Origin of the sequence: Acidovorax sp. 107 (genome assembly GCF_003058055.1) — a bacterium.
GTDB lineage: Bacteria > Pseudomonadota > Gammaproteobacteria > Burkholderiales > Burkholderiaceae_C > Acidovorax.
Genome location: NZ_QBTZ01000001.1, coordinates 3100834 through 3127380 on the forward strand (window position 1 = coordinate 3100834; position 26547 = coordinate 3127380).

The following is a 26547-nucleotide window of genomic DNA, read 5'->3' on the forward strand; positions in this document are numbered from 1 at the left end:
TTTACCGCCAGGGAATCTGCAGCGCACCCTCCGCGCTGAATCGATACCGACCCTCCAGAGCCCCTTGCGCGAACAACGCCAGCACTTGGTCATAGTAGGTCGGAGGGTTTCCCAGCAACCCCGTCGCAAAGCGCGAGGCAGGGCAGCCAAGGGAGGGACGGGCGGCTGGTGCGGCCTGCCGCGTTGAACGCACCACAAGCGCCTGCTGTGCCTGGAGCAGCGCCGTCGCCCCGTGCGCCTTCAAGTACGGCAGAAGTGCGGCAGAAAAGCCGGGCGGCGCCACTCCGAGGCCAGAGCCGTCGTCCGTGCGAACCTTCTGCGGCGGCTGGGCATTGCCAGCAGCGAGCCAGTCCCGCATCCCCCGAAGCCCTTTCAACAGTTCAGGGCGGGCAGGATCGGCTCCATGCACCAAACCCGCCCACAGATACGCACGAATCGCGTCATAGCTGCCCAATGCCGGACTGGCGGCAGTGGCATGCCAGCCTCGGTGCTCACTGTATTCGACCCAATCAGGCACAAAGCCATGGGGTGTCATGGCACGCAGCATGGCGAGCGTGTTGGTGGTGATCTCAGCCCAGGGGCCTTCGCCACGCAGCGCGGCCAAATAGCGCAACTGGTGGATCGGCAGATAGCTCGGGTTGAAACGCCAGCGGGCTGTGTCTGTCTGAAAGCCCTGGGGGGCGGGAAGCAGCATCCAGCCCAGGCCCGGCAGCCGCACCAGCTCCGAGGCTTCAATGCGCGCCAGCAACGATTGCCCCAACTGGCCGTAACTCGGCATGTTCCACAAGCGGGCTGCCTCCAGCAAGGTGTAGACAAGCCACAGGTCTGCGTCCGACGCAGGGTTGGCATCCACCAGCATCCACTCGCCACTGTCGTGCCGCCCCCAGCGCCATCCCGGGAGACGCGCTGTCAGGTCCCCCGCCGCCAGATGGCGCTCTGTCCAGCGCAGCAGCGTGTCAAAACGGCCTCGCTCATTGGCCACCAGACTGAAAAACAAGGCATAAGCCTGCCCTTCGGAGGTGGTGTAGCGCGTCTGGTGCTGGTCATCAATCACACGCCCATCGTCTTGCACAAAACGCGCCAGAAAGGCATCCCACAAAGGCCACGCGGGACACCGGGGCGCAGGCTCATGCAGGGGCGGCGGCGCAGCCGCAACCACCACCGGCCAGGCCAGACATCCAGCGGCCAGGCGACGGCGCCGAAGGTCCACCAGGGGCCGACCCGGGGGCACCTTCAGCGGAGACTCCCCACAGGTCCCAGCGTCGGCAGGCACCTGGGGAGTCTCTGGCATCACACCACGCCCGCAATCACACCGCCACCCAGGCACACGTCGCCGTCGTACAGCACTGCGCTCTGCCCCGGCGTCACGGCCCACTGGGCTTCGGGGAACTGCAGCCCAAAACCGTCCGGCGCGGCCTCCAGCGTGCAGGCGGCATCCTGCTGGCGGTAGCGCGTCTTGGCGGCATAGGCGCCGGGTGTGGGCGTATGACCGGCGCACCAGCTCACGTCCTGCGCCACCAGACGGTGTGACAGCAGCCACGGGTGGTCGTGCCCCTGCACCACGCGCAGCGTGTTTTTTTCCAGGTCCTTGCGCGCCACGAACCAGGGCTCGTGCGCACCGCCACCCCGCTGTGCGCCCCTTTCTTTCACGCCGCCAATGCCCAGCCCCTGGCGCTGGCCCAGCGTGTAGAAACTCAGGCCCACGTGCTGGCCCAGCTTGCGTCCCCGGTCATCCAGGATGGGACCGGGCGCGTGGCTGATGTAGCGGTTGAGAAATTCACGGAACGGCCGCTCACCGATGAAGCAGATACCGGTCGAATCCTTCTTCTTGGCGTTGGGCAGGCCAATTTCCTCGGCAATGCGGCGCACCTCGGTCTTGTGCAGCTCGCCCACGGGGAACAGCGTCTTGGACAGCTGGGCCTGGTTCAGGCGGTGCAGAAAGTAGCTCTGGTCCTTGCTCGGGTCCAGTCCCTTGAGCAGCTCGAACAGGCCAGATGTGGCGTTCTGGCGCGCGCGGGCGTAATGCCCGGTGGCGATCTTCTCCGCCCCCAGCCGCATGGCGTGGTCCAGAAAAGCCTTGAACTTGATCTCTGCGTTGCACAGCACATCGGGGTTGGGTGTGCGGCCCGCCTGGTACTCGCGCAGGAACTCCGCGAACACGCGGTCCTTGTAGTCGGCCGCGAAGTTCACATGCTCGATCTCGATACCGATCACGTCGGCCACGGCGGCTGCGTCCACGAAGTCGATGTTGGACGAGCAGTATTCGCTGTCGTCGTCATCTTCCCAGTTTTTCATGAAGATGCCGACGACCTCGTGGCCCTGCTGTTTGAGCAGGTAGGCGGTCACGGCCGAGTCCACCCCACCGGACAGGCCAACAACGACCCTGTGTTTGTTCATCCCCCGATTATCCCCGGCGCATTGCTACCACCCTCGTTGCGCCCGGAATACCCGCCGTGGGACGGCGGGTAGGGATGTCCACGCACCCAACCGCTATCGCACCACCATCGACGTGAAGGGCCATACGTAGGCCTGCAGGGTTACCAGCAGCCCGACCAGACAGGCCAGCGCGATCGAATGGAAGAAAACGAAGCGCAGGATGTCTCCTTCATGGTTGAACCAGCGGGTGGCGGTGGAGGCCACGACGATGGACTGCGCGTCGATCATCTTGCCCATCACGCCGCCCGAGCTGTTGGCCGCGCCCATGAGATTGGGCGAAAGACCCAGCTGCTCGGCAGCCACCTTCTGCATGCCTCCAAACAGCACGTTGGAGGCCGTGTCGGACCCGGTCAGCGCCACACCCAGCCACCCCATCAGGGTGCCGAAGAAGGGATACAGCACACCGGTGTTCGCGAATGCCAGTCCGAGGGTAGTGTCCGTGCCCGAGTAGCGGGTGAGCGTGCCCAGCGCCAGCATCAACACGATGGTGAGCAGCGAATAGCGCACCAGCCAGACGGTACGGAAGAACGTGCCGACGATGGCCACAGGGCTGTAGCGCATCAGCAAAGCGCTGATGAGTGCGGACAACAGGATGCCGGTGCCGGTGGCCGACAGCAGGTTCAGCGTGTAGACCGCACCTTCCTTGGTGGGCTTGGGCACTACGGGGGGCATCTTCTCGATGAGGTTGTGCAGCCCGTCCATGGGAAAGGCCGGGGAGAAGATACCGTTGAGCCACGTCTTCACCGACGGCAGACCCCAGATAAACACACACACCGACAGAATCACCCAAGGCATCCACGCGTTGATCAGCTGGGCGCGCGAATAGCGCACGGCCGGCTGTGCAGGCTTGGTTTCGCTGGCACTGGGGTCATGGCCCCGCATGGAGGGCGAAGTCCAGATCTTCTTCGGCTGCCACACGCGCAGGAACGCAATCAAACTCGCCATGGAGATGATGGCCGCAATGATGTCCACCAGCTCGGGGCCGATGTAGTTGGAGACCAGGAACTGCGGAATGGCAAACGACACACCGGCCACCAGAATGGCAGGCCAGATCTCCCACATGGCCTTGCGCCCGGCAAATGCCCAGATCAGCCAGAACGGCACCAGCACCGAGAAGAAGGGCAACTGGCGGCCGATCATGGCCGTCACTTCCATCAGGTCGTAGCCATGCACCTTGGCCAGGGTGATCACTGGCGTGCCCAGGGCACCGAACGCCACGGGGGCCGTATTGGCAATCAACGACAGACCCGAGGCCGCCAGCGGCGAGAAACCCAGCCCGATCAGGATGGCGGCAGTGACCGCCACGGGCGTGCCAAAACCAGCGGCGCCCTCAAAGAACGCACCAAAGCAAAACGCAATCAGCAACAGCTGGATGCGGCGGTCTTCCGTGATGTTGGACAGCGAGTCCTGCAGCACCTTGAAGCTGCCGTTCTGCTCCGTGAGCTGGTGCAGAAAAATGATGTTCAGCACGATCCAGCCAATCGGCAGCAGCCCCGTGAAGCCGCCATACAAAGCGGCGCGACCGGCCATGTCGGCAGGCATGCCATAGGCGAAGATGGCCACCAACAGCGCCGCGATCAACCCCATGCCGGCGGCGATGTGGGCTTTGATGTGAAAGAAGCCCAGGGCGGCCAGCATGATGATCACCGGGATCGCGGCCAGCGCAGTGGACGCCACCATATTGCCCACCGGGTTGTAGATTTGTTGCCAGATCATGGCCTGTCTCCGATCGGAAAGGGTTGAAGTGAGGAAATGCCGCCCCACGTCTTCTGCCTGGGGTCATGCATGCAGCTGGATTTTTCGGCAAAGCGTTCGCGCCTCCTTGAAATCAGTTCCACCAGCCATGCAATTAATTTCAAGCCCCCATCCTTCATAGGGAGTTACCGAACGGCTTGTTACCAGACTGCGCGTTTACCCGCAGACCCAGTGTCAGCCTGCTGCAAGTGCTGCGTTGCGCGGCCCTCACGCAGTCGCGAAGGAGTCTGGGTTGTGCGACGGGAATGGTGTATTCGCGCATCTGCGCGTCGCAGGCGCGGTGCGGGCGCGGTACAGGTACATTTCCGCATGACAAAAAGGGCGCCATGGAACTGAGACAACTGCGCTATTTCGTGCGTGTGGTGGAGCAGGGCTCCATGAGCCGCGCTGCGCTGGACCTGGACGTGGTGCAGTCTGCGCTCAGCCAGCAGATCACCCGGCTGGAGAGCGAGCTGGCCACGCGGCTGCTGCAGCGCACGCCGCGCGGCGTCACGCCCACCGAGGCGGGGCTGGCGTTCTTTCGCGAGGCGCAGCTCACCCTGCGCCATGCCGACCAGGCTGTGCGCGCGGCGCAGCAGGCGCGGCTGTCGGGCACCGTCACCGTGGGCCTGGCGCCCACCACCTCGGGCGTGCTGGGCCTGCCGCTGATGCAGGCCATGCGCACACGCTACCCCGACGTGCGGCTGCACATGGTGGAGAGCATGTCGGGCCACCTCACGGCCATGCTGCATGCGCGCGAGCTGGACCTGGCCGTGTTGTTCGACACCCGCCTGCACCAGGCGCAGCAGGCCAGCGGCGCGCGCCGCTGGGACATGGCACCGCTGCTGGAGGAGGACCTGTTCCTCATCTGCGCCCGTGACCGAGGGGAGGGCCCAGGCAACCCCCATGGCCGGCAGCTGCCGGAAACCATCACCGTCGCCGAGCTGGTGCAAGAGCCGCTGATCCTGCCCACCGGCCCACACGGCCTGCGCAGCACGCTGGACACCGCCTTTGCCCGTGACCGCGTGGCGCCGCACGTGGTGCTGGAGGTGGACTCGCTTGCCATGGTGATGGCCGCCGTGGACGCCGGCCTGGGCTCCACCGTGCAGCCCTGGGCCGCCATGGGCCGCTACCCCGACGCGGCGGAGCGCTTTCAGTGCGCACGCCTCACCAACGCGCCCGCGCGCCGCGTCAACCTGCTGTGCAGCCTGCCCGACGAAGAGCTCTCGCCCGCCGCGCTGGCCGCGCGCGTGGTGCTGACGGACTGTGTGCGTGAACTGGTGACGACTGGCCAGTGGTTTGGCACGACATGGATCGGTGGGCAGGGCGCCTGCGCCTGAGTGGCCCCGCCACAGCCATCACGATCCGTGATACCCCCATGACCTGAACCTGCTGCACAGCGGGTCTGCGTCTCCCTACAGTCGCCATCACCCCGATGAACGACACGGCGACCACGCCAGGAGACACCCCATGGGCCCCACACCCCCTTCTTCATTCCCCCGCTCGCAGCACAACGTCGGGAGCCACCGGCCATGAGCGGCGATGCTGTGGTCGATGTGCTGGTCATCGGCGGCGGCAATGCCGCCCTGTGCGCCACCCTAATGGCACGCGAGGCGGGCGCCAGCGTGCTGCTGCTCGAATCGGCCCCACGCGCCTGGCGCGGCGGCAATTCCGCCCACACGCGCAACCTGCGCTGCATGCACGATGCGCCGCAGGACGTGCTGGTCGATGCCTACCCCGAAGAAGAATTCTGGCAGGACCTGCTCAAGGTGACGGGCGGCCTCACCAACGAGCACCTGGCGCGCCTGGTGATCCGCGAGTCGAGCACCTGCCGGCCCTGGATGCGCCGCCACGGCGTGCACTTTCAGCCCGCGCTGGCGGGCACGCTGCACGTGGCACGCACCAACGCGTTCTTCATGGGTGGCGGCAAGGCGCTGGTCAATGCGTACTACCGCAGCGCCGAGCAACTGGGCGTGCAGGTCCGCTACGAGGCGCCCGTGGAGCGCATCGAGATGGACGGCCGCCGCTTCGTTGCCGCCCACCTGGCGAGCGGCGAGCGCATTGCCGCCAAGAGTTGCGTGCTGGCCGCCGGCGGCTTTGAATCGAACCGCGAATGGCTGCGCGAAGCCTGGGGCCAGAACGAGCGCGGCGAGTGGCCGGCCGACAACTTCCTGATCCGCGGCACGGCCTACAACAAGGGCGTGTTGCTCAAGCACCTGCTGGACGACCATGGCGCCGACCGCATCGGCGACCCCACGCAGGCGCACATGGTGGCCATCGACGCGCGCGCGCCGCTGTACGACGGCGGCATCTGCACACGCATCGACTGCGTGTCGCTGGGCGTGGTGGTCAACCGCCATGGCGAGCGTTTCTACGACGAGGGCGAGGACTTCTGGCCCAAACGCTATGCCATCTGGGGCCGCCTGGTGGCGCAGCAGCCGGGGCAGATCGGCTACTCCATCATCGACAGCAAGGCGATTGGCCGCTTCATGCCGCCCGTGTTTCCGGGCGTCAAGGCCGATACCCTGCCCGAGCTGGCGCAGAAGCTTGGCCTGCCCGTGGACACGTTCACGCACACGCTCGATGCCTACAACGCCGCCTGCCGCGTGGGCCGGTTTGACCACACGACGCTGGACGACTGCCACACCGAAGGCGTGGCGCCCGCCAAGACGCACTGGGCCCGGCCCATCGACACCGGGCCGTTCTACGGCTATGCGCTCAAGCCTGGCGTCACCTTCACCTACCTGGGCCTGCACACCGACGACACGGCTGCGGTGCGCTTCAACAACCAGCCCAGCCCCAACCTGTTTGTGGCCGGCGAAATGATGGCCGGCAACGTGCTTGGCAAGGGCTACACCGCCGGCGTGGGCATGAGCATTGGCACCGCGTTTGGCCGCATTGCGGGCACGCAGGCAGCTTTGGCCTCCAAACGCCCGGTAGCGCTAGTCGAAAATGCCTCAAACGCTACAAAACAAGGAGCAAACCATGCAAACGCTTGAGGCCCTGACGCGCGACGCCCGGGCGCTGGCGAACGGCGACATCGTGCTCTCTGCGCCCGAAACCGAAGTGGCGCGCCAGCTGCAGATCTGCAACGCCTGCCGCTACTGTGAAGGCTTTTGCGCCGTTTTCCCGGCCATGACGCGGCGGCTGGAGTTCAGCAAGGCCGACATCCACTTCATCGCCAACCTGTGCCACAACTGCGGCGCCTGCCTGCACGCGTGCCAGTACGCGCCGCCGCACGAGTTTGCGGTGAACATCCCCCAGGCCATGGCCCAGGTGCGCGGCCAGACCTATGCCGACTACGCCTGGCCGCCCGCGCTGGGCCAGCTCTACCAGCGCAACGGCCTCACGTTGGCGCTGGCGCTGGTCGCAGGGCTCACGCTGTTCCTGCTGCTGGCCGTTGCACTGCATGGCCAGGGCATCGCCGCGCTGTGGCAGGCCCCCGTGGGCGGCTTCTACGGCATCTTCCCGCACAACCTGCTGGTGGGCCTGTTCGCACCCGTCTTTCTGTTTGCCGTGCTGGCGCTGGGCCTGGGCGTGCGCCGCTTCTGGCGCGATGTGACGCCCGCCACCAGCGGCGCGCCGCTGAGCGCCCCCGCCACGGCCGAGGCCACCGACGCCGTTCTGCGCCTCAAATACCTGGACGGCGGCCACGGCGACGGCTGCCACAACGAGGACGATGCCTACACCCTGTCGCGCAGGCGCATGCACCACCTCACGTTCTACGGGTTCATGCTGTGTTTTGCGGCCACCAGCGTGGCCACGCTGTACCACTACCTGCTGGGCGCGCCCGCACCGTACGACCTGCCCAGCCTGCCCAAGCTGCTGGGCGGCGTGGGTGGCATCAGCCTGGCGATGGGCACCGCAGGCCTGTGGCGGCTGAACCTGCGCCGCCACCCGCAACACGGCGACGCCGCGCAAAAGCCCATGGACCGCGCCTTCATTGCCCTGCTGTTCCTCACCGCCACCAGCGGCCTGGCCTTGTGGGCCGTGCGCGGCACCGCCGCCCTGCCGCCGCTGCTGTGCCTGCACCTGGGCGCGGTGATGGCACTGTTTGCCACCATGCCCTACGGCAAGTTTGCGCACGGCATCTTCCGCACCGCATCGCTGCTGCGCCATGCGGTGGAAAAGCGCCAGCCCAACCCCATCGGCCTCGGTTCCGATTGATCCCCGCACCCCACCACCCACGATGAAGGAGACCCCCATGAAAAAACGCACCCTCTTGATGAGCGCGCTGGCACTCGCCACCGCTGCCGCGACGCTGTCTGGCGCAGCCCACGCGCAGGATTTCCCGCCCAAGAAGCCCGTCACGCTGGTCGTGGGCTTTGCCGCAGGCGGCGCGGCGGATGCGGCGGCGCGCCTCATCGCCAAGAAGCTGGGCGAGAACATCGGCCAGTCGGTGGTGGTGGACAACAAGGGCGGCGCGGGCGGCAACATTGCCCACCAGTTCGTGGCCAATGCGCCCGCCGATGGCTCGGTGCTGCTGCTCGGTTCGGTGGGGCCGCTGACCATTGCGCCGCACCTGATGAAGGTGAACTACGACCCCTTCAAGGACCTGGCCGCGGTGTCAGGCGGGGTAAATTTTCCGAACGTTCTGGTGGTGCACAAGGGTGCGGGCGTGAAAACGCTGGCCGAGTTTGTGCAGCTGTCCAAGAAGAAGCCCGGCAGCGTGGACTTTGCCTCCACCGGCGCGGGCTCGGCATCGCACCTGGCGGGTGAACTGTTCAACCAGCGCGCGGGCATCGACATGACCCACGTGCCCTACAAGGGCGGCGCTCCCGCGCTGCAAGACCTGCTGGGCGAGCGCGTGACCTCGTACTTCGCCGCACCGCCCACCGCGCTGCCGCACATCGAGGCCGGCAAGCTCATTCCCCTGGCCACCACCGGGCTCACGCGGCCCTCGTACATGCCCAACATCCCCACCGTGGCCGAGGCGGGCTACCCGGGGTTTGAAGCGCTCAACTGGTACGCCTTTGTGGCCCCCGGCAAGACGCCTGCGCCGCTGCTGGACCGCTGGAACCAGGAGATCGTGAAGGTGCTGAACGACCCAAGCGTGAAGGAGGCACTGAACAAGCACGGCCTCACGCCGCAGCCCACCACACGCGCCGAGCTGACCGCCTTCATGAAGAAGGAATCTACGCAGTGGGCCACCATCATCAAGGAACGCAAGCTGACCGCGGACTGAGGCCACAAGACCTCGCGTCGCCCAGCCCGCGCAGAGCTATTGCGCAGCGGGCTCGGTGACCGAAATATCGGTGTGCACCAGCGTCAGCGGAAAACGCTGGCCCGCCAGGTAGTCCTCCAGGCAGCGCAGCAGCAGCGGGCTGCGGTGCCGTTCAGGGCAGGCGCGGATCTCGTCGACCGTGAGCCACAGCGTGCGCACGATGCCGGTGTCGAGCGTGCGCCAGTCATGGTGCGTGCCCAGCTTGCCCGCGAACGCAAAACGCAGGTAGGTGGTGTCGTCACCCGTGCGCGTCTTGGTGAAGCGGTTGAGGTACACGCCGATCAGCGCCGTGGGCTCAAAGTCGTGGGCGGTCTCTTCCAGCACCTCGCGCGCGCAGGCCTGGATGGGCGACTCGCCCGGGTCCAGGTGACCGGCAGGGTTGTTGAGCTTGAGGCCGTCAGTGGTTTCTTCCTCGACCAGCAGAAAGCGGCCATCGCGCTCGATGAGGGCGGCCACGGTGACGTTGGGTTTCCAGCGGTGGGGCATGGCGGGCATTATGACGAGGGCCGGTGACAGTGGGCCTACAAGGTCTACAGCGCTCGCGCCATGTACACGGCGCCGTCGCCGTAGCTGGCCAGGCGGGCCTGCTGGGCGGCGTTCTGCAAGGGGTGCAGCGCGTAGCCCTGCCGCTGCCAGTAGGCCTGCGAGCCCTGCACCGAGACCAGCGCGCTGTGTAGCAGCCCTTCTGCGCGGGCCTGCGCCCACAGGGGCTGCAGCAGCGCATGGGCCAGGCCTTGCCCCGCATGGGTGGGCAGCACCGCCATGTCGTGCAGGTACAGCGTGTCGGGCTGGGCGGTGGCTTCAAAGTCGCCATGCAGCGGGGTGACCTTGCCACGCACGCTGCGGTAGGCCGCCAGGTAAGCGCACACGGTGCCGCCCTGCTCCAGCACCAGCGAGCAATTGGCGGGGCTGGCGAGGCGGCGGGCAAACACCTCGCCACTTTCCACAAAACCCTCGCCATAACAGGCCAGTTGCACGGCCAGCAGGTCGGCCAGATCGCTCAGCGCCAGCGGGCGCACCACCACGGACATGGGAGAACTTCGCTGGGTCAGTGCGGCAGCACCGGGGCCTGCACAAAGTCGTCGAGCGACAGACCCTTTTCTTTCAGCAGCGCCTCCAGCACCGGCTGCAGGCGGCCCAGGCTCTCCTGCACGGCCTCGCGCACGGTGTCCACCACCACCTGAGTGCTGCGCTCGATCTCGATGTTCAGGCGGTCGCCCACTTTTTTGTTTTCAAACACCGTGGCGCGGCGGGTCTCGGGGATCATCCAGATCTCGAACCAGCCCTCTTGCCGGTTCACCTCGGCCACCGTGAGGCTAGCGCCGTGGATGGCGATGTAGCCCTTGGCAAAGATGTAGCGGCGAAACGCCTCGGGCACGGCCACGCGCCACACCAGGTTGTTGTCGAACTCGCGGCGCTCGATGAGCACGCCGGTGAAGTCCACATGGCCCGACAGCGGGTGGCCGCCGATCTCGGCGCCGTCCTTGGCCGCGCGCTCCACGTTCACGCGGTCGCCCTGCGCGTAGCTGCCCAGCGTGGTGATGTTCAGGCTCTGCAGCATCACGTCGAAGTTGGCCTGCGTGGGCGACAGGATCTCGGTGACGGTGAGGCACACGCCATCGGTGGCCACGCTGGCGCCAATGGCCAGGTCCTGGCAGAAGCCCTCGGGGAAATCGAGCGTGAACGTGCGCAGCCCTGCGCGGTCGTGGATGGCGGCAATGCCTGCCGTGGCTTGGACGATGCCTGTGAACATGGTGGCGCGGCTTCCGGGTACGTTGGAACGGGAACCGGGAATTTTGCCACCCGGCCCCCACCGCGCGCTGGTGCCGGGTTACTTGGCCCGGAGCAACTCGCCCACTTCGAGCAGCACCAGCTCGTTGTCATCCGCCTTGTTGGGGTCGCGGCTGCTGCTGAAGGGCAGGTTGTTGTCATTGCCCACCACGATGTGCGTGCTGTCCACGATGTCCACGTTCTCGATGGTGAAGAACGGGAAGGTGAGCACGCCGTTGTTCAGCGGCTTCCTGGCCAGGCGCTTGGGGTCCTGGATGTTCATGAGGTCGATGTAGCCCACCTTGCGGATCTCGCCGCCCACGTTGGCGTCGCTCAGCTCGACTTTGTAGATGCGCTTGAACTTGGCCAAGTCGTGGAAGCAGTCCGTGCGCTTCTGGCCTTCGGCGCAGGCTTTGTCGGCCGTGCCTTCGCCGTTGTCGCGCTCGATGATCAAACCGGTCGTGTTGTCGATCATGTTGAAGTCGCCAATGGCGTGGTGGTTGGCCTCCAGCACGTACTTCCAGTGGCGGCCGGTCCATTGCTCGGTCTTCACATCAAATTCGAGCACGCGCAGGTACTGCTTGCCGCCCACGTTTTCGTACGCCTTGGCGCCGTCGTTCCACAGCGCGCCTTCGAGCAGCGCATAGAGCTTGCTGCCGTCCTTGCTGGAGGCCATGCCTTCATAGCCCTTGGAGCGTTTGACTTCAAAGGGCGTGGGCTTGGCGTCGGGGGCGCCGGGCATCAGCACGCCGGGCGCATCGGGCGAGCGCACGACCTTGCCGTCCACCTGGGTCTCGAACACGGCCAGCACCTTGCCGTTCAGGTCGGCCTTGATGAGAAAGGGGCCAAACTCTTCACCGATCCACAGTGCGCCACCGGCGAACTGGAAGCTCTCGGGGTCGAAGTCGGCGCCGGTCAGGTAGCGCTTGTCGGTGCCTTCGTGGGTGATGCGGAAGGGGATCTTCTTGTCGGGGTCGTGCAGGAAGATGGTCTTGAGACGGTTGAACTTGCCGCTTTGGAAGTCCACGGTGTAGTGGCTCAGGTGCAGCATGAAGTCGGGCGAGTTGGCCTTGGAGCCGGCGCCGTTGTCGGTGAGGATCCAGAACGAGCCGTCGGCCATGCGCTTGATGCCCGAGTGGCCCTGAAGGGGTTGGCCCTGGAAGGGCAGCGACACACCCGTGTCACGGCCACCCGACTGGCCCATCACGCTGCCCACGGCGTCCACACGGCGGGGGGTGGTGAACTTGCCAGCCACCTGCAGGTCTTGCGGCGCGTCTTTGGGCGCAGCAATCACGGTGAGGGCGGGTAGCACGGCGTGGCCGGCCAGGGTGGCCGGGTAGGCCTGCTGGGCTATGGCGGGGGCGGCGCACAGCAGCGCGGCGCAGGTGGCAATCAGAGACAGTCGGGACATGGTGGTCAAGGTGAAAAGAGCCAAAACCGTGAACGATGCCGCCGCCCTGTGACACCGCCATGAAAGGCGGTTGTCCAACGCCCTCCACCAGGCAACGCCGAATCGGGCACACACCAGGGACCTTGCCAGGGACCTTTTTCCGCTGGCAGGAATCACACCGGCCTCACCCCACCCGCACAGCCTGCGCACCCCGCCATGGAAACCCTCTCTGCACTGCAATCCCTCGGCCTGGAGCTGCCCAGCCCGGCCTACATCGTGGGCGCCATTCTGTTTGGCCTGATCGGCATGGCGGCGTACTGGCACGGCAAGCGTGCGCAGCAGCCGCGCACGCGCTGGTGGGGCGTGGCGTTGATGTTCTATCCCTATGTCGTCTCGGCCACCTGGTTGCTGTACGCCGTGGGCGTCGCGTTGTGCCTGGGAATGTGGTGGGACGGGCAGCGCGGCTAGGGACCCTCTGCACGACTCACCGCGCCGTGTGCATCTGCGGTCTCGGGCGGTCTGCGGCGTTGCAAATACTCGCAATAGCTTCAGCTATTGCTGCGTTTTGCGCCTTGTAGCCCATCCCGATCCGCAGTGCCCACTTACCGCTCGATTCGTGCAGAGGATCCCCAGGGGCCGCCCGTACGAATCGCCGCAGGCATCAACCGGCGGCGGCCACCAGCCCCGCGCCGTGCCCACGCGTGAAGGCCTCTTCAAACACCGAATACCCCGACCAGTCGGCATGCGCAAACGCCAGCCGTGCGGTGGTGGGCGTGGGCAACCAGGCGGCACGCTCACCATTTGATAGCACCTTGGGCATGAAAGACCTGCGCTCCAGGCCGATTTGACTCAAAAACTGCTGCAAACTCGGTGTGGGGATGGACATGGCGTGCCCGTAGCGGGTGATGTCCACGCGCGTGGCGCGCTGGCGCAGGTCTGGGTGCGGCACGGCCAGGGCGGCCAGGGCGGCGTCGGCCCAGTGCTGCCAGGGCTGGGTGGCCAACTGCTGGCGGCCGTCCGCCCGGTCGCCCAGTGCCTGGTAGTAGGTAAGCACGGTGGGCCCGGCCAGCGTGGCGCGGGTGTCCAGGCGCTGGTGGCCGGCGTTCACATAGCCCAGGCCGCCCGCCGTAGGGTCGGCGTACAGGACGTTGTCCCAGGCCGGCGCAGCGCCGGGGCGGTCGGTGAGCGGGCTTTGGATGTGGATGTTGGCCACCAGCCAGGGCGCCCACGACAGGCGCTGGGCCGCCCCGGTGAGGAAGGCGGGCGGGTTCTGCACCACACGCGCCGCCACGAAGACGGGCAGCGCCACGATGCAGCGTGGCGCCTGCCAGCGCTCCACGCTGTCGGTGGCGTGGTTGAACGCATCTACCTCCACGCCGTGGCGGCCTTCGGTGATGCGCAGCACACTGGTGCCAGTGCGCAGCTGGCCGCCGCCGTTGGTCGTGTTGGCCAGCGGCTCGGCCAGGCGCCGGGTGATCCAGCCATTGCCCTCGGGCCAGGTGAGTACGCTCTCGCGGGCTTCGTCCACAGCCTCGCCGGGCGCGTGAAAACCGTGGCGGCTGGCAAAGTAGTGGATGCCCGCCCAGGCCGAGACGCGGTCGGCCCCGGCGCCGTAGTCGTCGCGGCAGCAGTAGTCCAGGTACCAGCGCAGGTGGGCATCGTCCAGCCCTTCCTGCGCCAGCCAGGCAGCAAACGTCACCGCATCCAGTGCCTGCTGGCTGGGTGCCAGCGGGCGCTTGGCGGTCCACAGCTTGAGTGCGGGCATGGCAAACCGCGCGGCCTTCGACTCACGCTCCACCGCCTGCGCAAAGCGGCGGTACTGCGCCAGCGTGGCCTCGCCCACGCCCTGCACGGGCAGCAGGCCCTCCTGCCACTCGCCCTCGAAGTACAGGCGCTCCTGCGGGCTGTGGCACAGGTGGCGTTCGTCGTACTGCCAGCGCCCGGCCACGCGCTGGCGCAGGCCCAGTTCTTCCAGCAGGTCCTGCACCTCGCGCGCGTCGCCGCCGGGCACGGGCAGGTAGTGCGCGCCCTGCGGGCAGGCCAGGCCATTTACGGCGGTGCCCCGGCTGTTGCCGCCTGCGGTGTCTTCCAGTTCCAGCAGCGCAAAGTCCTGCACGCCCGCCGTGCGCAACGCGCGCGCAGCGGCCAGCCCCGCCACACCACCGCCCGCGATGATGATCTGCGCGCGCCGCACCACGGCGGGCTCGGGCCAGGTGCCACGCGCCAGCCACTCGCGCAGCTGGTGGCCGCGCGCCATGTCGATGCCGGTGAAGCCGCCTTCCAGCGGCGGCATGGCGCGGTCGCACCCGCCCAGCGCCGCCGTGGCCAGGGCGGCAGCGCCCGCCACAAACTGGCGGCGCTGCAAGGTCCAGGGGGTCATGCGGTCACCCCTCAGTCGGCCCAGCGGGCGCGGATCTCGAGCAGCTGCGGCAGCAGCGGGGCGAACAGCGCCACCAGGGCGGGGTCGAAGTGTTTGCCCGCCTGCGCTGCAATGTGGTCCAGCGCGTCCTGCACGGGCCAGGGCTCCTTGTAGGGGCGGCGGGTGGTGAGGGCATCGAACACATCGGCCACGGCCACGATGCGCGCCGACACCGGGATGGCCTCGCCTGCCAGCCCACGCGGGTAGCCGCTGCCGTCCCACTTTTCGTGGTGGGCCAGCGCAATCTCGCGGGCCAGCTGCAGCACGCCGGACGGGTGCTCGCCGATGATCTCGGCGCCGATCTCGGGGTGGCGACGCATGGTGTCCCACTCGTCGGCGTCCAGCGGGCCAGGCTTGCGCAGCACGGCGTCGGGGATGCCGATCTTGCCCACGTCATGCATGGGTGCGGCGTTGAGCAGGTCTTCGGCCCAGGCCGGGCTGTGGCCGGCAGCCAGTGCCAGCAGCTGGGCAAAGTGGCTCATGCGGATCACATGCATGCCGGTTTCGTTGTCCTTGTACTCGGCTGCGCGGCCCAGGCGCTGCACGATCTGCAGGCGGGTTTCGCGCAGCTCGTCCATGCGCACCAGCGACAGGTGGGTGCGCACCCGCGCGCGCACCACGGGCGGGCTGACGGGCTTGGTGATGTAGTCCACCGCGCCTGCGTCAAACCCGGCGGTTTCGTCCTGGCTGTCGGTGAGGGCGGTGATGAAGATCACCGGGATCGAGGCCGTGGCGGCATCGGCCTTGAGCGCGCGGCACACGGTGTAGCCATCCAGGTTCGGCATCATGATGTCGAGCAGCACCAGATCGGGCCGCTGCTCGCGCGCCACCTGCAGCGCGCGCTCGCCGTCGGTGGCAAACAACAGGCGATAGTCGGCCTGCAGGATGTGGCGCAGCACCTGCAGGTTGGTGGGCTCGTCGTCCACCAGCAACAGGCGGGGCCGCTGGTCAAGGGCCGGGGTCATGCAGGGTTCTCCAGGGGTTCGTCCAACCAGTGCGTGCGCAGCTGCTGCAGCTGCACCACGGCTTGGTCAAAGTCAAAGCGGTCGATGGCCTCTTGCAGGCGCTCGGTAACGTCGGCGGGGAGCAGCTGCACCAGCACGTCCAGCGGCGGCTGGGCCAGCTCGGACTGCGCCAGCGCCTGCTGCAGCGCCTGCGCGGCAGCCAGGGCCTGCTGGCACTGGTCGGCGGTCAGCGGTGCGTGCTGGCCCACGCCGGGGGCGGGCGCTGCGGCGGCCTCGGCCTCGTGGGCCAGGGCCTGCTGCACGGCCTGCAACGCGGTGGGCAGGGCGGCCACCAGCGGCTGCAGCGCCGTGCGGTCCAGGCTGTGGGCGGCCTCCTCGATGCGCTGCGCCAGCGTTTGCAGCGGGCCCAGCGCCAGGTTGCCCGCCGCACCACGCAGGCGGTGGGCCAGAGCGCGGGCCGCATCCATGTCGGGCTGCGCCATCAGGGCCTGCAAGGTGGCCGGGGTGGCAGCGTGGTCGGCCAGCAGGCGGGCCACGGCGTCGCGCAGCAGCGCGCGCTGGCCCCACAGGCGGGTGCCACGCTCCCAGTCCACGGCCGCAGCGGTGGCTTGGGGAGCGGGCGGCATGTCGGCGGGCCGCGCCGGGGTCTGCAGGTGGCTCCAGACCGAGGCCGGGGCATCGGGCTGCAGGTGCAGCACGCGGGCGATCTCGCGGAACAGGCGGGCGGGCTCGAGCGGCTTGCTCGCAAAGCCGTCCATGCCGGCGGCGCGTGCGTTGCGCCGGTCCTGCTCCAGCACGCTGGCCGACAGCGCAATCACCGGCACCGGCTTGCGCCGCTGCGCCTGCTCGAACGCACGGATGCGGCGCGTGGCCTCCAGGCCATCCATGCCGGGCATCTGCAGATCCATCAGCACCACGTCAAAGCGCCCGGCTTCGTAGGCGGCGACTGCGCTTTCGCCGTCCCGCGCCACGGTGATTTGGTGGCGGCCCCGGTCCAGGTGGATCTGCAGCAGCTCGATGTTGGCTGGCACATCGTCCACCACCAGCATGCGCAGCGGCGGCAGCTGCACGGCCTGGCTCACGGTGGCCACCGCTGCTGTGGCCTGGCCCACCGGCAAAGGCACACACACGGTGAACGTGGTGCCCACCCCCAGCGTGCTGCGCACGCTGATGCTGCCGCCCATCAGCTCGACCAGCTGGCGCGAGATGGTGGTGCCCAGGCCCGTGCCGCCAAACTGCCGGGTGGTGGAGGCGTCGGCCTGTGCAAAGGGGTCGAAGATGCGCTCCAGGTGCTGCGCCGCGATGCCGATGCCGGTGTCCTCCACCTCCATCACGAGCGTGCCGTCGTGGTAGTCCAGCCGCAGCAGCACATGACCGCGTTCGGTGAACTTGAGCGCGTTGCCCAGCAGGTTGAGCAGCACCTGCTGCAGGCGCAGCGCATCGCCCTGCAGATAGGGCGGCACGCGTTCAGCCGTCACGCACTGCAGCGCGAGCCCCTTCTTGCCCGCATGGATGCGCAGCGAGGCGAGGATCTGGTCGCACACCTCCTGCAGTGAGAAGTCGGCAATCTCCAGCTCGACCGCGCCCTTTTCCAGTTTGGCGGTATCCAGGATGTCATTGAGCAGGCGCAGCATGGAGCGCGCCGCATGCTGCACGGTGCCCAGGTGGCGCCGCTGCTGCGCGTCCATGGGGGTGTCGAGCAGGGCCTCGGTAAAGCCGATGATGGCGTTCATGGGCGTGCGGATCTCGTGGCTCATGTTGGCCAGGAAGGTGCTGCGCGCGGCGGCGGCCTGTTCGGCGCGGTCCTTGGCGGCGCGCAGGGCCTGCTCCATGGCCAGGCGCTGGCTCAGGTCCGTGGCAAATTTGACGACCTTGAACGGTCGGCCCTGCACGTCGAAGATGGGGTTGTAGGTGGCCTGGATCCAGATGCGCCGCCCGTCCTTGCCCAGGCGCTCGTACTCACCACCATCGAGCTGGCCGGCGCGCAGCTGCGCCCAGAACTGCGCATACGCCTCTGTCTGCGCGTAGGCGGGCTCGCAGAACATGCGGTGGTGCCGGCCCACGATCTCATCAAGCCGGTAGCCCATGAGCTCGCAGAAGTTGGCATTGGCATCGAGCACATGGCCCTGCATGTCGAACTCCACCACAGCGAGTGCGCGGTTGATGGCCCGCACCGTGCTTTCGAACTCGGCATTGCGCTCGCGAAAGACGGTCATGTCCATGATGACGCCGTCGATCCACAGCACCTGGCCGTCATCGCCCACCACGGGGCGGCCGCTTTCCGACACCCAGCGCAGACGGCCTTCGCGATCCCTCAGTCCGAACTCCACGTGGTAAGGGCGGCGCTCCTGAATGGCGACCGAGACTTCTGCCCACAGGCGATCCACCTCTTCGGGCAGCGTGAGCTGCGTGAAGGTGATGCGGCCCTCCAGAAAGTCCTGCGGCAACCAGCCGGTGAGTGCGGTCACCGCATCGCTGACGAACAGCATGGTCCAGTCGGCGTCGTGGCGGCAGCGGAAGGTAACGCCCGGTATGTTGGCCATGAGCGAGCGCAGGCGCTGCTCGCTGGCCTGCAGCTCCTGCTCCATCGCGCGGCGCTGGGTCAGGTCGCTGATGAAGCCCACGAACACCGGGTCGCCGTCGAGCGGCACCCGCCCCACAGAAATGCGAATGGGCACGGTGCTGCCATCGGGCCGCAGCGCCAGCACCTCGCGGCTGTTGGCGCCGACCACGCCGCTGCCCTGGCCTTGCAGGTAGCGCTGCAGATAGGTGTCGTGGCGGGAGCGATCCGGCTCGGGCATGAGCATCGACACGCTCTGGCCCACCACTTCATCGGGGCGCCAGCCCAGGATGCGCTCGGCCGCCGCGTTGAACGACTGCACACGGCCCCGCGCGTCGATCATCACCATGCCGTCCACGGCCGTGTCGGCAATGGCGCGCAGGCGGGACTCGCTCTGGCGCATCTGGAGGTACATCTGCCGGTAGCGCAGGCCCGCGTTGATGGCAATCACCAACAGCCCGATACCTGACGCCACGGCTGCCACCGCCAGGGCCAGGGGCGTGCCCCCGGCCGCAGCCAGCAGCTCCAGTTCGTCGGGTGCATCGGTGAAACGCAAGGCTGCCATGCCCGTGTAGTGCATGCCGGCAATCGCCAGACCCATGACGGTGCCCGCCGCCGCATTGAGCCAGCGCGCGCGCCAGCGCACCCAGCGCTCCAGGCCAAACCGCACCCACAGGGCCACGATGGCCAGCAGCACGGCCACCAGCACCGATGCAGCAAAGCCCCTGGGGTCATAGCGCATGACCGCCGCCCACTGGGAAGCCGCCATGCCGATGTAGTGCATCGCACCAATGCCCGCGCCCACGCACACGCCCCCGGCCACCAGAGCGGTGCGGCTGATCTCGCGGCGCATCAGCAAGCCCAGCGCCACCCACGACGCGCCCACGCTGGGCACCATGGACAGCACAGTGGTCCACACATCGAACTGGCCCCGCGCGCATACCGCGAAGGCCAGCATGCCGATGAAATGCATGGACCAGATGCCGCCGCCCAGCGCCATCGCGCCCGATCCCCGGGCCATCTGCCGCATGAAGCGGGTGTCGGCGCGCCGGGCCAGGCCCGCCATCTGCAGTGCCAGCACCGAGGCCAGCACCGCCATCGCCACCGACAACGCCACCAGCCACGGGTTGTGCTGCGCCCAGAGCAGCGGGTAGGGCTGTGCGTCAGAGAGGAAAAAGAGGTCCAGCATCGGGGGCGCCCACGGCGATCAGGTCTTGGCAGGTTTGTAGCCGATTGTGGTGCCCGTGCCAGCGGGCAGAACCCCTGCAAATTGCTCGGCGAATGGCTGTTGGGGCCCAGTCCACCGGCGGCTCAATGCGCCACCACTTTGCCCCATTCGCGCTCGTAGCTGTGCACCAGCGCCTGGTTGGACAGGCGGTTCACATCGGCCGGCACCCGCGCCATGTCGAGCGGAAAGTCGAACAGCAGCGGCAGCGAAGGGGGGCTCAGAAACCGCAGCCCGTCCGGCAAATGGTCGGGCAGGCGCCAGGGCCTGCGGCTGGCAATGACATAGCCCCATTCGCCAAAGCTGGGCACATGGGCGTGGTACGGCGCTGTCGAGAGGCCCACGGACTCGATGGTCTGCACCACCGTCCAGAAGCTCTGGCGCGCCACCAGCGGCGAGGTGGTCTGCACCACAGCGTAGCCACTGGCCGCGAGTCGCTTGTCCAGCAACGCATAAAAGCTGTTGGTGTAGAGCTTGCCGATGGAGAAGTTGGTGGGATCGGGAAAGTCCACCACGATGACGTCAAAAAGGTCCGTCCCCTGCTGCAGCCAGCCAAAGGCATCGGTGTTGACGATGGTCACCTTGGGGTTTTGCAGCGCGTTGCCGTTGAGCTTTGCCAGCGTGGGGTTCTCGCTGAAGATGCGCGTCATGGCCGGGTCCAGCTCGACCAGGGTGACGGACTCGACCGAGGGGTACTTGAGGATCTCGCGCACCGCCATGCCGTCGCCGCCGCCCAGCACCGCCACCCGCTTGGGCGCGCCGTGCGCAGCCATGGCGGGGTGCACCAGGGCCTCGTGGTAGCGGTATTCATCGGACTCGGAGAACTGCAGGTTGCCGTTGAGGTACAGCCGGTGGCCATAGCGGCCCTGCGTGACCACGATGCGCTGGTAGGGCGTGGCCGTGGTGAAGATGATGCGGTCCTGGTAGAACTTGTCCTCGGCCAGACTCGTGATCTGCTCGGCCCCCGCCAGCCCCGCCAGCAACAGGCCCACCACCATCAGGCAGGCCAACAAGTGGGCTTGAAGGCGCCGCAGCTCATGCCGGAACAGCCACACCGCCCACAGCGCCACGGCGGCGTTCATCAGCCCGAACAGCAGCCCCGTGCGGATGAGCCCCAGGTGCGGCACAAGCAGCAGCGGAAACGCCAGCGACACCGCCAACGCGCCCAGGTAGTCGAACGTAAGCACCTGCGAGACCAGGTCCTTGAGCACCACGTTGCGCTTGAGGATGCGCATGACCAGCGGAATCTCCAGCCCCACCAGCGTGCCCACCACCAGCACCATGCCGTACAGCAGAAACCGGAACGCGCCCGGCGCGTACGCATTGGCCAGGAACAGCGTGGCGGGCAGCGCGCCGCCGATCAGTGCCACCAGCAGCTCGATGCGCAGAAAGTGCGCGGGTAGCTGCCGCTCAAAGTAGCGCGACAACCACGAGCCCAGGCCCATGGCAAACAGGTAGGTGCCAATGATGGTGCTGAACTGCAGCACCGAGTCGCCCAGCACATAGGAGGCCAGCGCCCCGGCGGCCAGCTCGTACAACAGGCCGCAGGCCGCCACGACGAACACGCTGATGAGCAGCGCAATGTCGATGGGGCGGGGGCCGGAGGATGGGGGCGGCACCGCAGTTGCGGGCGCGACGGAAGGCGGGGTGGGAGACGACAAGGCAGCGGTCAGCGCACCCTGCCGGGTGCGCCGCTTCGTTCATTCAGGCGGTAGGGGCTCGAAAACGCGTCAATGCGTCGATGCGTCAATGGATGGCAGCCGCCACGATGATGCTGATGCCCAGGCACATCGCAGCCACCACCAGGCCCAGGGCCTGGTTCTGCTTTTCGACGATCTCGCGCCACAGGTCATAGGGCGTGATCTTGTCAACGATGACAAAGGCCAGCCAGAAGATGATGACGCCAATGATGGCGTAGAGGATGGACCCGAGAAATGCTGCGGGTTTGAGCCATTCGAATCCCATCATGGTGTGATCTCCTTGAAACGTGTGGTCAGTGACAGTGGCTGGTGAACGGTGGACAAGCGCAGACGCTGCACTACTTGTGGCTGCCGCCCGACGAATATCCGCCGTACGAGCCCCCCGAGCTGCGGTAGCTGGAGGACGAGGAACAGTTTTCGACCCGGGGATCGCAGCTGGAGCAGCGGCTCAGCAGGATGAGCAGGATCAGGATCACCACCGCGATGATGATGATGGTGCCGCAACCCAGGCCGGATTTGGCCACGAATGGACCGGGGTCGTCGCGCTTCAGGACATCTTTCTTGTCGTCCAGCTGGAAGGCCTTGGCCACCGTGTCGCTGGAGAGCTTATCCCCCGCAGACCAGGTGATCTCGTTCGGGCTCTGCTCCATCGACAGCAGGCCCTTGCTGTTGGCAAAGTCGCGGTTGGTGGTCTTCTGACCGCGCGTGACCTGCCAGTAGAACTCGCCCAGCACATAGGTGGTCTCGGCCTCGTAGGTGTACTTGAGGTCGTACTTGGTGCCCATGTACGTGGCCGAGCGACCGGTGGACGCCATCTGCGGCGCGCCGGTGGTGGGGCGCACCATGCTCCAGCCTTCTTCGGAATCGACCAGGAACGCAAAACCGCGCTTCTGGTTGTAGAGCAGGTATTCGCTCCAGCCAAAGTGCTCGTCGTCGCCGGGCTCCACGCCCATGCGGTGCTGAAAGCCCACCACTTGCCAGTGCACGCCCTGCAGTTGGCCCTTGCTGCCCAGCGGGATGAGGGGCTGCACGGGTTCGTCCTGCTCGGCCGAGCGCAGCTCGCCGCCCACGCCGCTATCGAGGCTGATGATGCTGGCGCACGAGCCGCAGGTAATGCTCTTGGAGGTGGACAGCTGTACCTGCACGGGCGCACCGCAGTGCGGGCAGTTGAACTGGCGGCCTTTTTCGTCCTTGGCCGATTCGTCCTTGAGGCCCTGCAGCTGCAGGTCTTCGAGCAGCACGGCCTTGCCACGCTCCACATTGGGCGGGGTGTGGCCGTAGTCGATGCTGACCACTTCACCGTCGCTGCTCCTCAGCTCGACCATGCCAAAGGGCTGGCCCAGCGGTGGCAGCTTGGGCAGCTCGCCCTGGGCCGAGATCAGCTGCGCCTGGCCGGTGTAGGCCACGCTGTAGGGCTTGCCGTTGATGGCCGTGGTGGTGCCGATGCGAAAGCGCTCGGGCGCAGGCATCTCGCGACCCGGGTCGATGGGCCGGGTGAAGACGTAGGCACCGTTGTCCTCGCCCAGGGTGGCCAAGGTACCGTCATTCAGGAAGGCCGCCCATTCGGTCCACACGCCCGCATCGCCCTTGTACTGCAGGCGACCGATGAGGGTGAAGGGAACGTCCTTGCCGTCGAGCTGGATGCGCCCGCTGGCCATGAGCTGCAGCGGGCTGTGGTCGTCGAACAGCTCGGCCATCTTGCCCAGGCGCGTGAGCACGTCGCCACTGCGCACCACGGTGCTCTGGCAGTAGCCGCAGACTGCGTGGGTGGACTGCGCGCTCTTGAACTCCACCGGCGCGCCACAGCCGGGGCAGGGCGCGCGGTAATAGCGCTGGGTGGGGTCGGTGGCCATCGTGTGGAGTGTTCTGCCCGCGCCGCGCTAAACGGCTCTGAGGCCTTTTTGGCCTCTAGCGCCTATCCCTCCAGCGCAAGCAGCTATTTTTATGATAGCAATCGAGCCGATCAATCAGACGAGCTTCTTGAGCAGTTCGGCCTTCTTGGCGTCGAACTCTTCCTGCGTGAGGATGCCCTTGGACTTGAGCTCGCCCAGCTTCTCCAGCGTGGCCATCACGTCTTCGGGCTTGACGCCCACCGCAGCGGCCGCCGCTGCAGGCGCTGCCTGGGCTGCTGCACCGCCGCCTTGCAGGCCCTGCTGCAGGTTCTGCGCCAGCACCTGGCCCAGCGCCACACCGGCGCCCAGGCCCATGGCGTCACCCGCCACACCGCCGCCGTTGCCCGCGCCCTCAGCAAACTTGGGGATGGCCTGCGCCGTCTGGTACTGCATGAACTTGCCCATGTCGTTGCCGACCATGCCCATGCCGATCTTCTGGTCGAGGATCTTCTGCAGCTCTTCGGGCAGCGAGACGTTCTGCACCGTGAGGGACTCGATCAAGATGCCCAGCTTGGCGAAGATGGGCGCGAGTTCCTTGGTCAGCGCATCGGCAAACATGACCTGGTTGGCCGCCAGGTCCAGAAAGGGCAGGCCACTGCCCGCAATGGCGTTGCTGATGTTCTGCAGCACCATGCCGCGCAACTGGCCCTCCAGGTCGGCCACGGGGTAGGACTCGCGCGTGCCCGAGATTTCGGTGTGGAACAGCTTGGGGTCGGCAATGCGGAAGGCGTAGTTGCCAAACGCGCGCAGGCGCACGGCGCCAAAGTCCTTGTCGCGGATCGTGATGGGCTGGGGTGTGCCCCACTTCTGGTCGATCTGCTGGCGCGTGCTGAAGAAGTACACATCGCTCTTGAAGGGGGACTCAAAGAGCTTGTCCCAGTTCTTCAGGTACGTGAGCACCGGCAGCGTCTGCGTGGTGAGCTTGTAGGTGCCGGGGCCAAACACATCGGCCACCTGGCCTTCGTTCACGAAGATGGCCATCTGCGACTCGCGCACCACCAGCGTGCCGCCGTTCTGGATTTCCATGCCGGCCATGGGGAAGCGCCAGGCCAGCGTGCCGTCCCCCTCTTCGGTCCATTGAAGGATGTCAATGAACTGTTTCTTGATGAAGTCCATGAGGGCCATGTGTGCTCCCAAAGCAAAAGAGGGGGTTGAAGAGAGCGGCCATCATAGCAACGGGGGCTTTGATGGCAGAGGCTTTTTTCAGCCCCTGAATGTGAACTAGTTCACACGCAGAACCTGTCTGTTTGGGATAGGCACTCTGACGCTGCGCACGGCGTCATTGGATAGCAGCTATCTGCGCTTTAGCGACGATCAATTGGCCTGCGATATTGAGAATCACTACCATTCAAACGTCCCTGCTGCATCACTGCAGGCTCTGTTGAATCCAGCAAGTCAGGAGTCCGCCATGTCCCTCGTCCGCCGCGTTGCCCGCCAGAACCAAACCATGCTGATGAAGACGGGCAGCTACTACCTGATCCACATCTGCGTGGCCGCCCTGGTGGCTTATGCCGTTACCGGCAACCTGTGGGCCTCGCTCACCCTGAGCCTGCTGGAGCCCACGGTGCAGGCGGTGGCCTTCTTCTTCCACGAAAAGGCGTGGGACCAGGCTGGCCAGCGCGTTGTCACCCAGGGCGTCTGAACTTCACCTGCAGGAGCATCACCATGTACACCATTCCACTGCGCAGCCGCACCGCCACAGGCCTGGCCTTTCAACGCTGGCTGATCCACCGCTTGGCGGGGCTGGCCTATGCAGGCTGAGGCCTGCTGAACACGCCCCTATGCGCCAGAAACAAACATGCCCCGACCAGCGGGGCATGGGGGAGCAGGGGCATCACAGACGCTCAGGCTTTCACATCCAGCAGAGAGCCCATCATTTCATCCTGCGTCTTGATGGTCTGCAGGTTGGCCTTGAACGCGTAGGTGGCGGACATTTGCTCCACCGCCTCCTGTTCCAGCGCCACGCCTTTGGCGTCCTGTTCGCGCTGCACGGTGGCGCGCACACCAGCGCTCTCAGCCACTTCTTCTTGCGCAACCACCTCGCGGCGGTAGGCGGGGGTGTTCATGTTGGCCACGTTGTTGGCCGACGCATCCAGCCGCAACTGGGCGGCCTGGAGCCCTGAACTGCCGATGGAGGAAATGCTGGCCATGGGTGCTGCTCCCGACGTCACACAATGTTGCAAAGAAGGCGAATTGTCCGCCTCGCCGCAGTCGCTGGCAAGCCACAGCCCCGCAATGCCCCTGTCAGCGACCGGGGCGGTGCGCGTCTTCCAGGCACTGCGCAAACGCCTGGGCCGCGCGGGCGGGCGCGGGCGAGCGGCGCATCAGGCTCACAAACTGGCAGTGGTAGTGGAACAGCGACGGGTTTACCGCCTGCATGCGGCCCTGGCGCTCGAAGGCCTCGGCATAGTGGTCGGGCAAGAACCCCAGAAAACGGCCCGACAGGATCAGCGTGGCAATGGACTCCTGGTCAAACCCCGTGGCCGCGCGCTGCAGCCGGGCCTGGTGGCTCAATTCCATGTTGGGCGAGTGGTAGCCCAGCCCCGCGAACTGGTAGCCCCGCACCGCGTGCCAGTCGGCCGGGGGCGATGACGCCCCAAATAGCGGGTGGCCCGCGCCGCAATACAGCAGCATGGTCTCGCCAAACAGGTCGGCGTAGGCCAGGCTTTGCGAGCTGCGGTGCGCGGGGATGATGCCCACTTGGTAGCTGCCGTCGATCACGCCGCGCTCGATGGCGTTGATGGAGCCCACATGCAGCTGCAGCTGCACATCGGGCGCCTGGGCGGTGAAGGCGGCAATCGCCTCGCCAATGCGGGCGGCCGGGTTGCTGGCGGTCTTGTCGAACACCGCCACGGCCAGCTGCCCGCCCATGCGCGAGTGGATGTCGTCCACGCTGTCGCGAAAGCTGCGCACCGAGGCCAGCAGGCGCAGGGTTTCGTCATACACCCGCTGCCCCTCGGCCGTCAGCGCAAACCCCGCCCGCCCCCGGCGGCACAGCGTGAGGCCCAGGCGGGCTTCCAGGTCCTTGATGTGGCGGCTGACGGTGCTGGTGCCGATGTTCAGTTCCAGCTCAGCGGCAGACATGCCGCCGCACTCCACTACGCTCTTGAACACCTGCAAAAGGCGCAGGTCCATATCGCTGAGCTGGCCCAGCACGGCACGGTGTTTGCCCGGTACAGCGGGCACCGGGGCTTGGGAGGTTGGAGCGGGGTCTTTTACTTGCATAAATTGT

The 26547-nt window shown here is 66.8% G+C and carries 22 protein-coding genes; 6 read left to right on the forward strand and 16 right to left on the reverse strand.

Going from position 1 to position 26547, the window contains the following annotated elements; genetic code table 11:
- Position 1: 1 nt before the first annotated feature.
- The 3 genes from bcsZ to C8C99_RS14495 form a co-directional block, all read right to left on the reverse strand.
- Complete coding sequence (gene bcsZ, locus C8C99_RS14485) at positions 2–1291, reverse strand: cellulose synthase complex periplasmic endoglucanase BcsZ (protein ID WP_199226403.1); 1290 nt, start codon at positions 1289–1291, stop codon at positions 2–4.
- Positions 1291–2397, reverse strand: coding sequence for a tRNA 2-thiouridine(34) synthase MnmA (mnmA, locus tag C8C99_RS14490; RefSeq protein WP_108626108.1), 1107 nt, complete (start codon positions 2395–2397; stop codon positions 1291–1293). Before mnmA ends, bcsZ begins: the two co-directional genes overlap by 1 nt.
- 93 nt (positions 2398–2490) lie before the next feature.
- On the reverse strand, positions 2491–4152 hold the full coding sequence (locus C8C99_RS14495) for an L-lactate permease (protein WP_108626109.1): 1662 nt from the start codon (positions 4150–4152) through the stop codon (positions 2491–2493).
- Between the two features lie 365 nt (positions 4153–4517).
- On the opposite strand from C8C99_RS14495, the gene C8C99_RS14500 reads away from it, so the two are divergent.
- From C8C99_RS14500 to C8C99_RS14515, 4 genes are all read left to right on the forward strand, one after another.
- Entirely contained in the window at positions 4518–5510 is a 993-nt protein-coding gene (locus C8C99_RS14500; protein ID WP_108627176.1) for a LysR substrate-binding domain-containing protein, read from the forward strand.
- A gap of 192 nt (positions 5511–5702) precedes the next feature.
- Positions 5703–7169, forward strand: coding sequence for an FAD-dependent tricarballylate dehydrogenase TcuA (gene tcuA, locus C8C99_RS14505; RefSeq protein WP_108626110.1), 1467 nt, complete (start codon positions 5703–5705; stop codon positions 7167–7169).
- Positions 7156–8337 (forward strand): tricarballylate utilization 4Fe-4S protein TcuB, encoded by a 1182-nt coding sequence (gene tcuB, locus C8C99_RS14510; RefSeq protein WP_108626111.1) that lies wholly within the window; start codon positions 7156–7158, stop codon positions 8335–8337. The genes tcuA and tcuB overlap by 14 nt, the downstream gene beginning before the upstream one ends.
- A 37-nt stretch (positions 8338–8374) precedes the next feature.
- Positions 8375–9355, forward strand: a complete 981-nt coding sequence (locus tag C8C99_RS14515; RefSeq protein WP_108626112.1) for a tripartite tricarboxylate transporter substrate binding protein — start codon at positions 8375–8377, stop codon at positions 9353–9355.
- A 36-nt stretch (positions 9356–9391) separates the two neighbouring features.
- On the opposite strand, the gene C8C99_RS14520 is transcribed toward C8C99_RS14515, so the two are convergent.
- From C8C99_RS14520 to C8C99_RS14535, 4 genes are all read right to left on the reverse strand, one after another.
- Positions 9392–9880, reverse strand: a complete 489-nt coding sequence (locus C8C99_RS14520; RefSeq protein WP_056644180.1) for an NUDIX hydrolase — start codon at positions 9878–9880, stop codon at positions 9392–9394.
- 44 nt (positions 9881–9924) lie between these two features.
- Positions 9925–10425, reverse strand: coding sequence for a GNAT family N-acetyltransferase (locus tag C8C99_RS14525; protein ID WP_108626113.1), 501 nt, complete (start codon positions 10423–10425; stop codon positions 9925–9927).
- 17 nt (positions 10426–10442) lie between these two features.
- Positions 10443–11147, reverse strand: a complete 705-nt coding sequence (locus C8C99_RS14530; protein ID WP_108626114.1) for a riboflavin synthase subunit alpha — start codon at positions 11145–11147, stop codon at positions 10443–10445.
- A gap of 78 nt (positions 11148–11225) precedes the next feature.
- Positions 11226–12575: an esterase-like activity of phytase family protein gene (locus C8C99_RS14535; RefSeq protein ID WP_199226405.1), complete on the reverse strand. Its 1350-nt coding sequence runs from the start codon at positions 12573–12575 to the stop codon at positions 11226–11228.
- A 195-nt stretch (positions 12576–12770) separates the two neighbouring features.
- Between C8C99_RS14535 and C8C99_RS14540 the strand changes: the two genes are divergently transcribed.
- A complete protein-coding gene (locus C8C99_RS14540; RefSeq protein WP_056056709.1) occupies positions 12771–13022 on the forward strand; it encodes a hypothetical protein in 252 nt (83 codons plus the stop codon).
- Between the two features lie 193 nt (positions 13023–13215).
- Here the strand turns inward: C8C99_RS14540 and C8C99_RS14545 are convergent, their stop codons facing one another.
- From C8C99_RS14545 to C8C99_RS14575, 7 genes are all read right to left on the reverse strand, one after another.
- The gene (locus C8C99_RS14545) at positions 13216–14934 is read right to left on the reverse strand and encodes an FAD-dependent oxidoreductase (RefSeq protein ID WP_199226407.1); all 1719 of its coding nucleotides are present in this window, start codon (positions 14932–14934) and stop codon (positions 13216–13218) included.
- A gap of 11 nt (positions 14935–14945) precedes the next feature.
- Positions 14946–15938, reverse strand: a complete 993-nt coding sequence (locus tag C8C99_RS14550) for a two-component system response regulator (protein ID WP_056644074.1) — start codon at positions 15936–15938, stop codon at positions 14946–14948.
- Complete coding sequence (locus C8C99_RS14555; protein ID WP_108626116.1) at positions 15935–19687, reverse strand: PAS domain S-box protein; 3753 nt, start codon at positions 19685–19687, stop codon at positions 15935–15937. Before C8C99_RS14555 ends, C8C99_RS14550 begins: the two co-directional genes overlap by 4 nt.
- Positions 19688–19809: 122 nt before the next feature.
- On the reverse strand, positions 19810–21384 hold the full coding sequence (locus C8C99_RS14560; protein ID WP_369867428.1) for a polyamine aminopropyltransferase: 1575 nt from the start codon (positions 21382–21384) through the stop codon (positions 19810–19812).
- Positions 21385–21469: 85 nt separating this feature from the next.
- Positions 21470–21688: a DUF350 domain-containing protein gene (locus C8C99_RS14565; protein WP_015016355.1), complete on the reverse strand. Its 219-nt coding sequence runs from the start codon at positions 21686–21688 to the stop codon at positions 21470–21472.
- A 73-nt stretch (positions 21689–21761) separates the two neighbouring features.
- Positions 21762–23276, reverse strand: a complete 1515-nt coding sequence (locus C8C99_RS14570; protein WP_108626118.1) for a DUF4178 domain-containing protein — start codon at positions 23274–23276, stop codon at positions 21762–21764.
- Positions 23277–23390: 114 nt separating this feature from the next.
- Entirely contained in the window at positions 23391–24440 is a 1050-nt protein-coding gene (locus C8C99_RS14575; protein ID WP_056644083.1) for an SPFH domain-containing protein, read from the reverse strand.
- A 283-nt stretch (positions 24441–24723) separates the two neighbouring features.
- Here C8C99_RS14575 and C8C99_RS14580 point away from each other — a divergent pair, with 283 nt between their 5' ends.
- Positions 24724–24957: a DUF2061 domain-containing protein gene (locus C8C99_RS14580; RefSeq protein ID WP_108626119.1), complete on the forward strand. Its 234-nt coding sequence runs from the start codon at positions 24724–24726 to the stop codon at positions 24955–24957.
- A 202-nt stretch (positions 24958–25159) separates the two neighbouring features.
- On the opposite strand, the gene C8C99_RS14585 is transcribed toward C8C99_RS14580, so the two are convergent.
- Complete coding sequence (locus tag C8C99_RS14585) at positions 25160–25465, reverse strand: flagellar basal body protein (RefSeq protein ID WP_108626120.1); 306 nt, start codon at positions 25463–25465, stop codon at positions 25160–25162.
- A 94-nt stretch (positions 25466–25559) separates the two neighbouring features.
- Positions 25560–26540, reverse strand: a complete 981-nt coding sequence (locus C8C99_RS14590; protein WP_233247230.1) for a LysR family transcriptional regulator — start codon at positions 26538–26540, stop codon at positions 25560–25562.
- Positions 26541–26547: the final 7 nt, after the last annotated feature.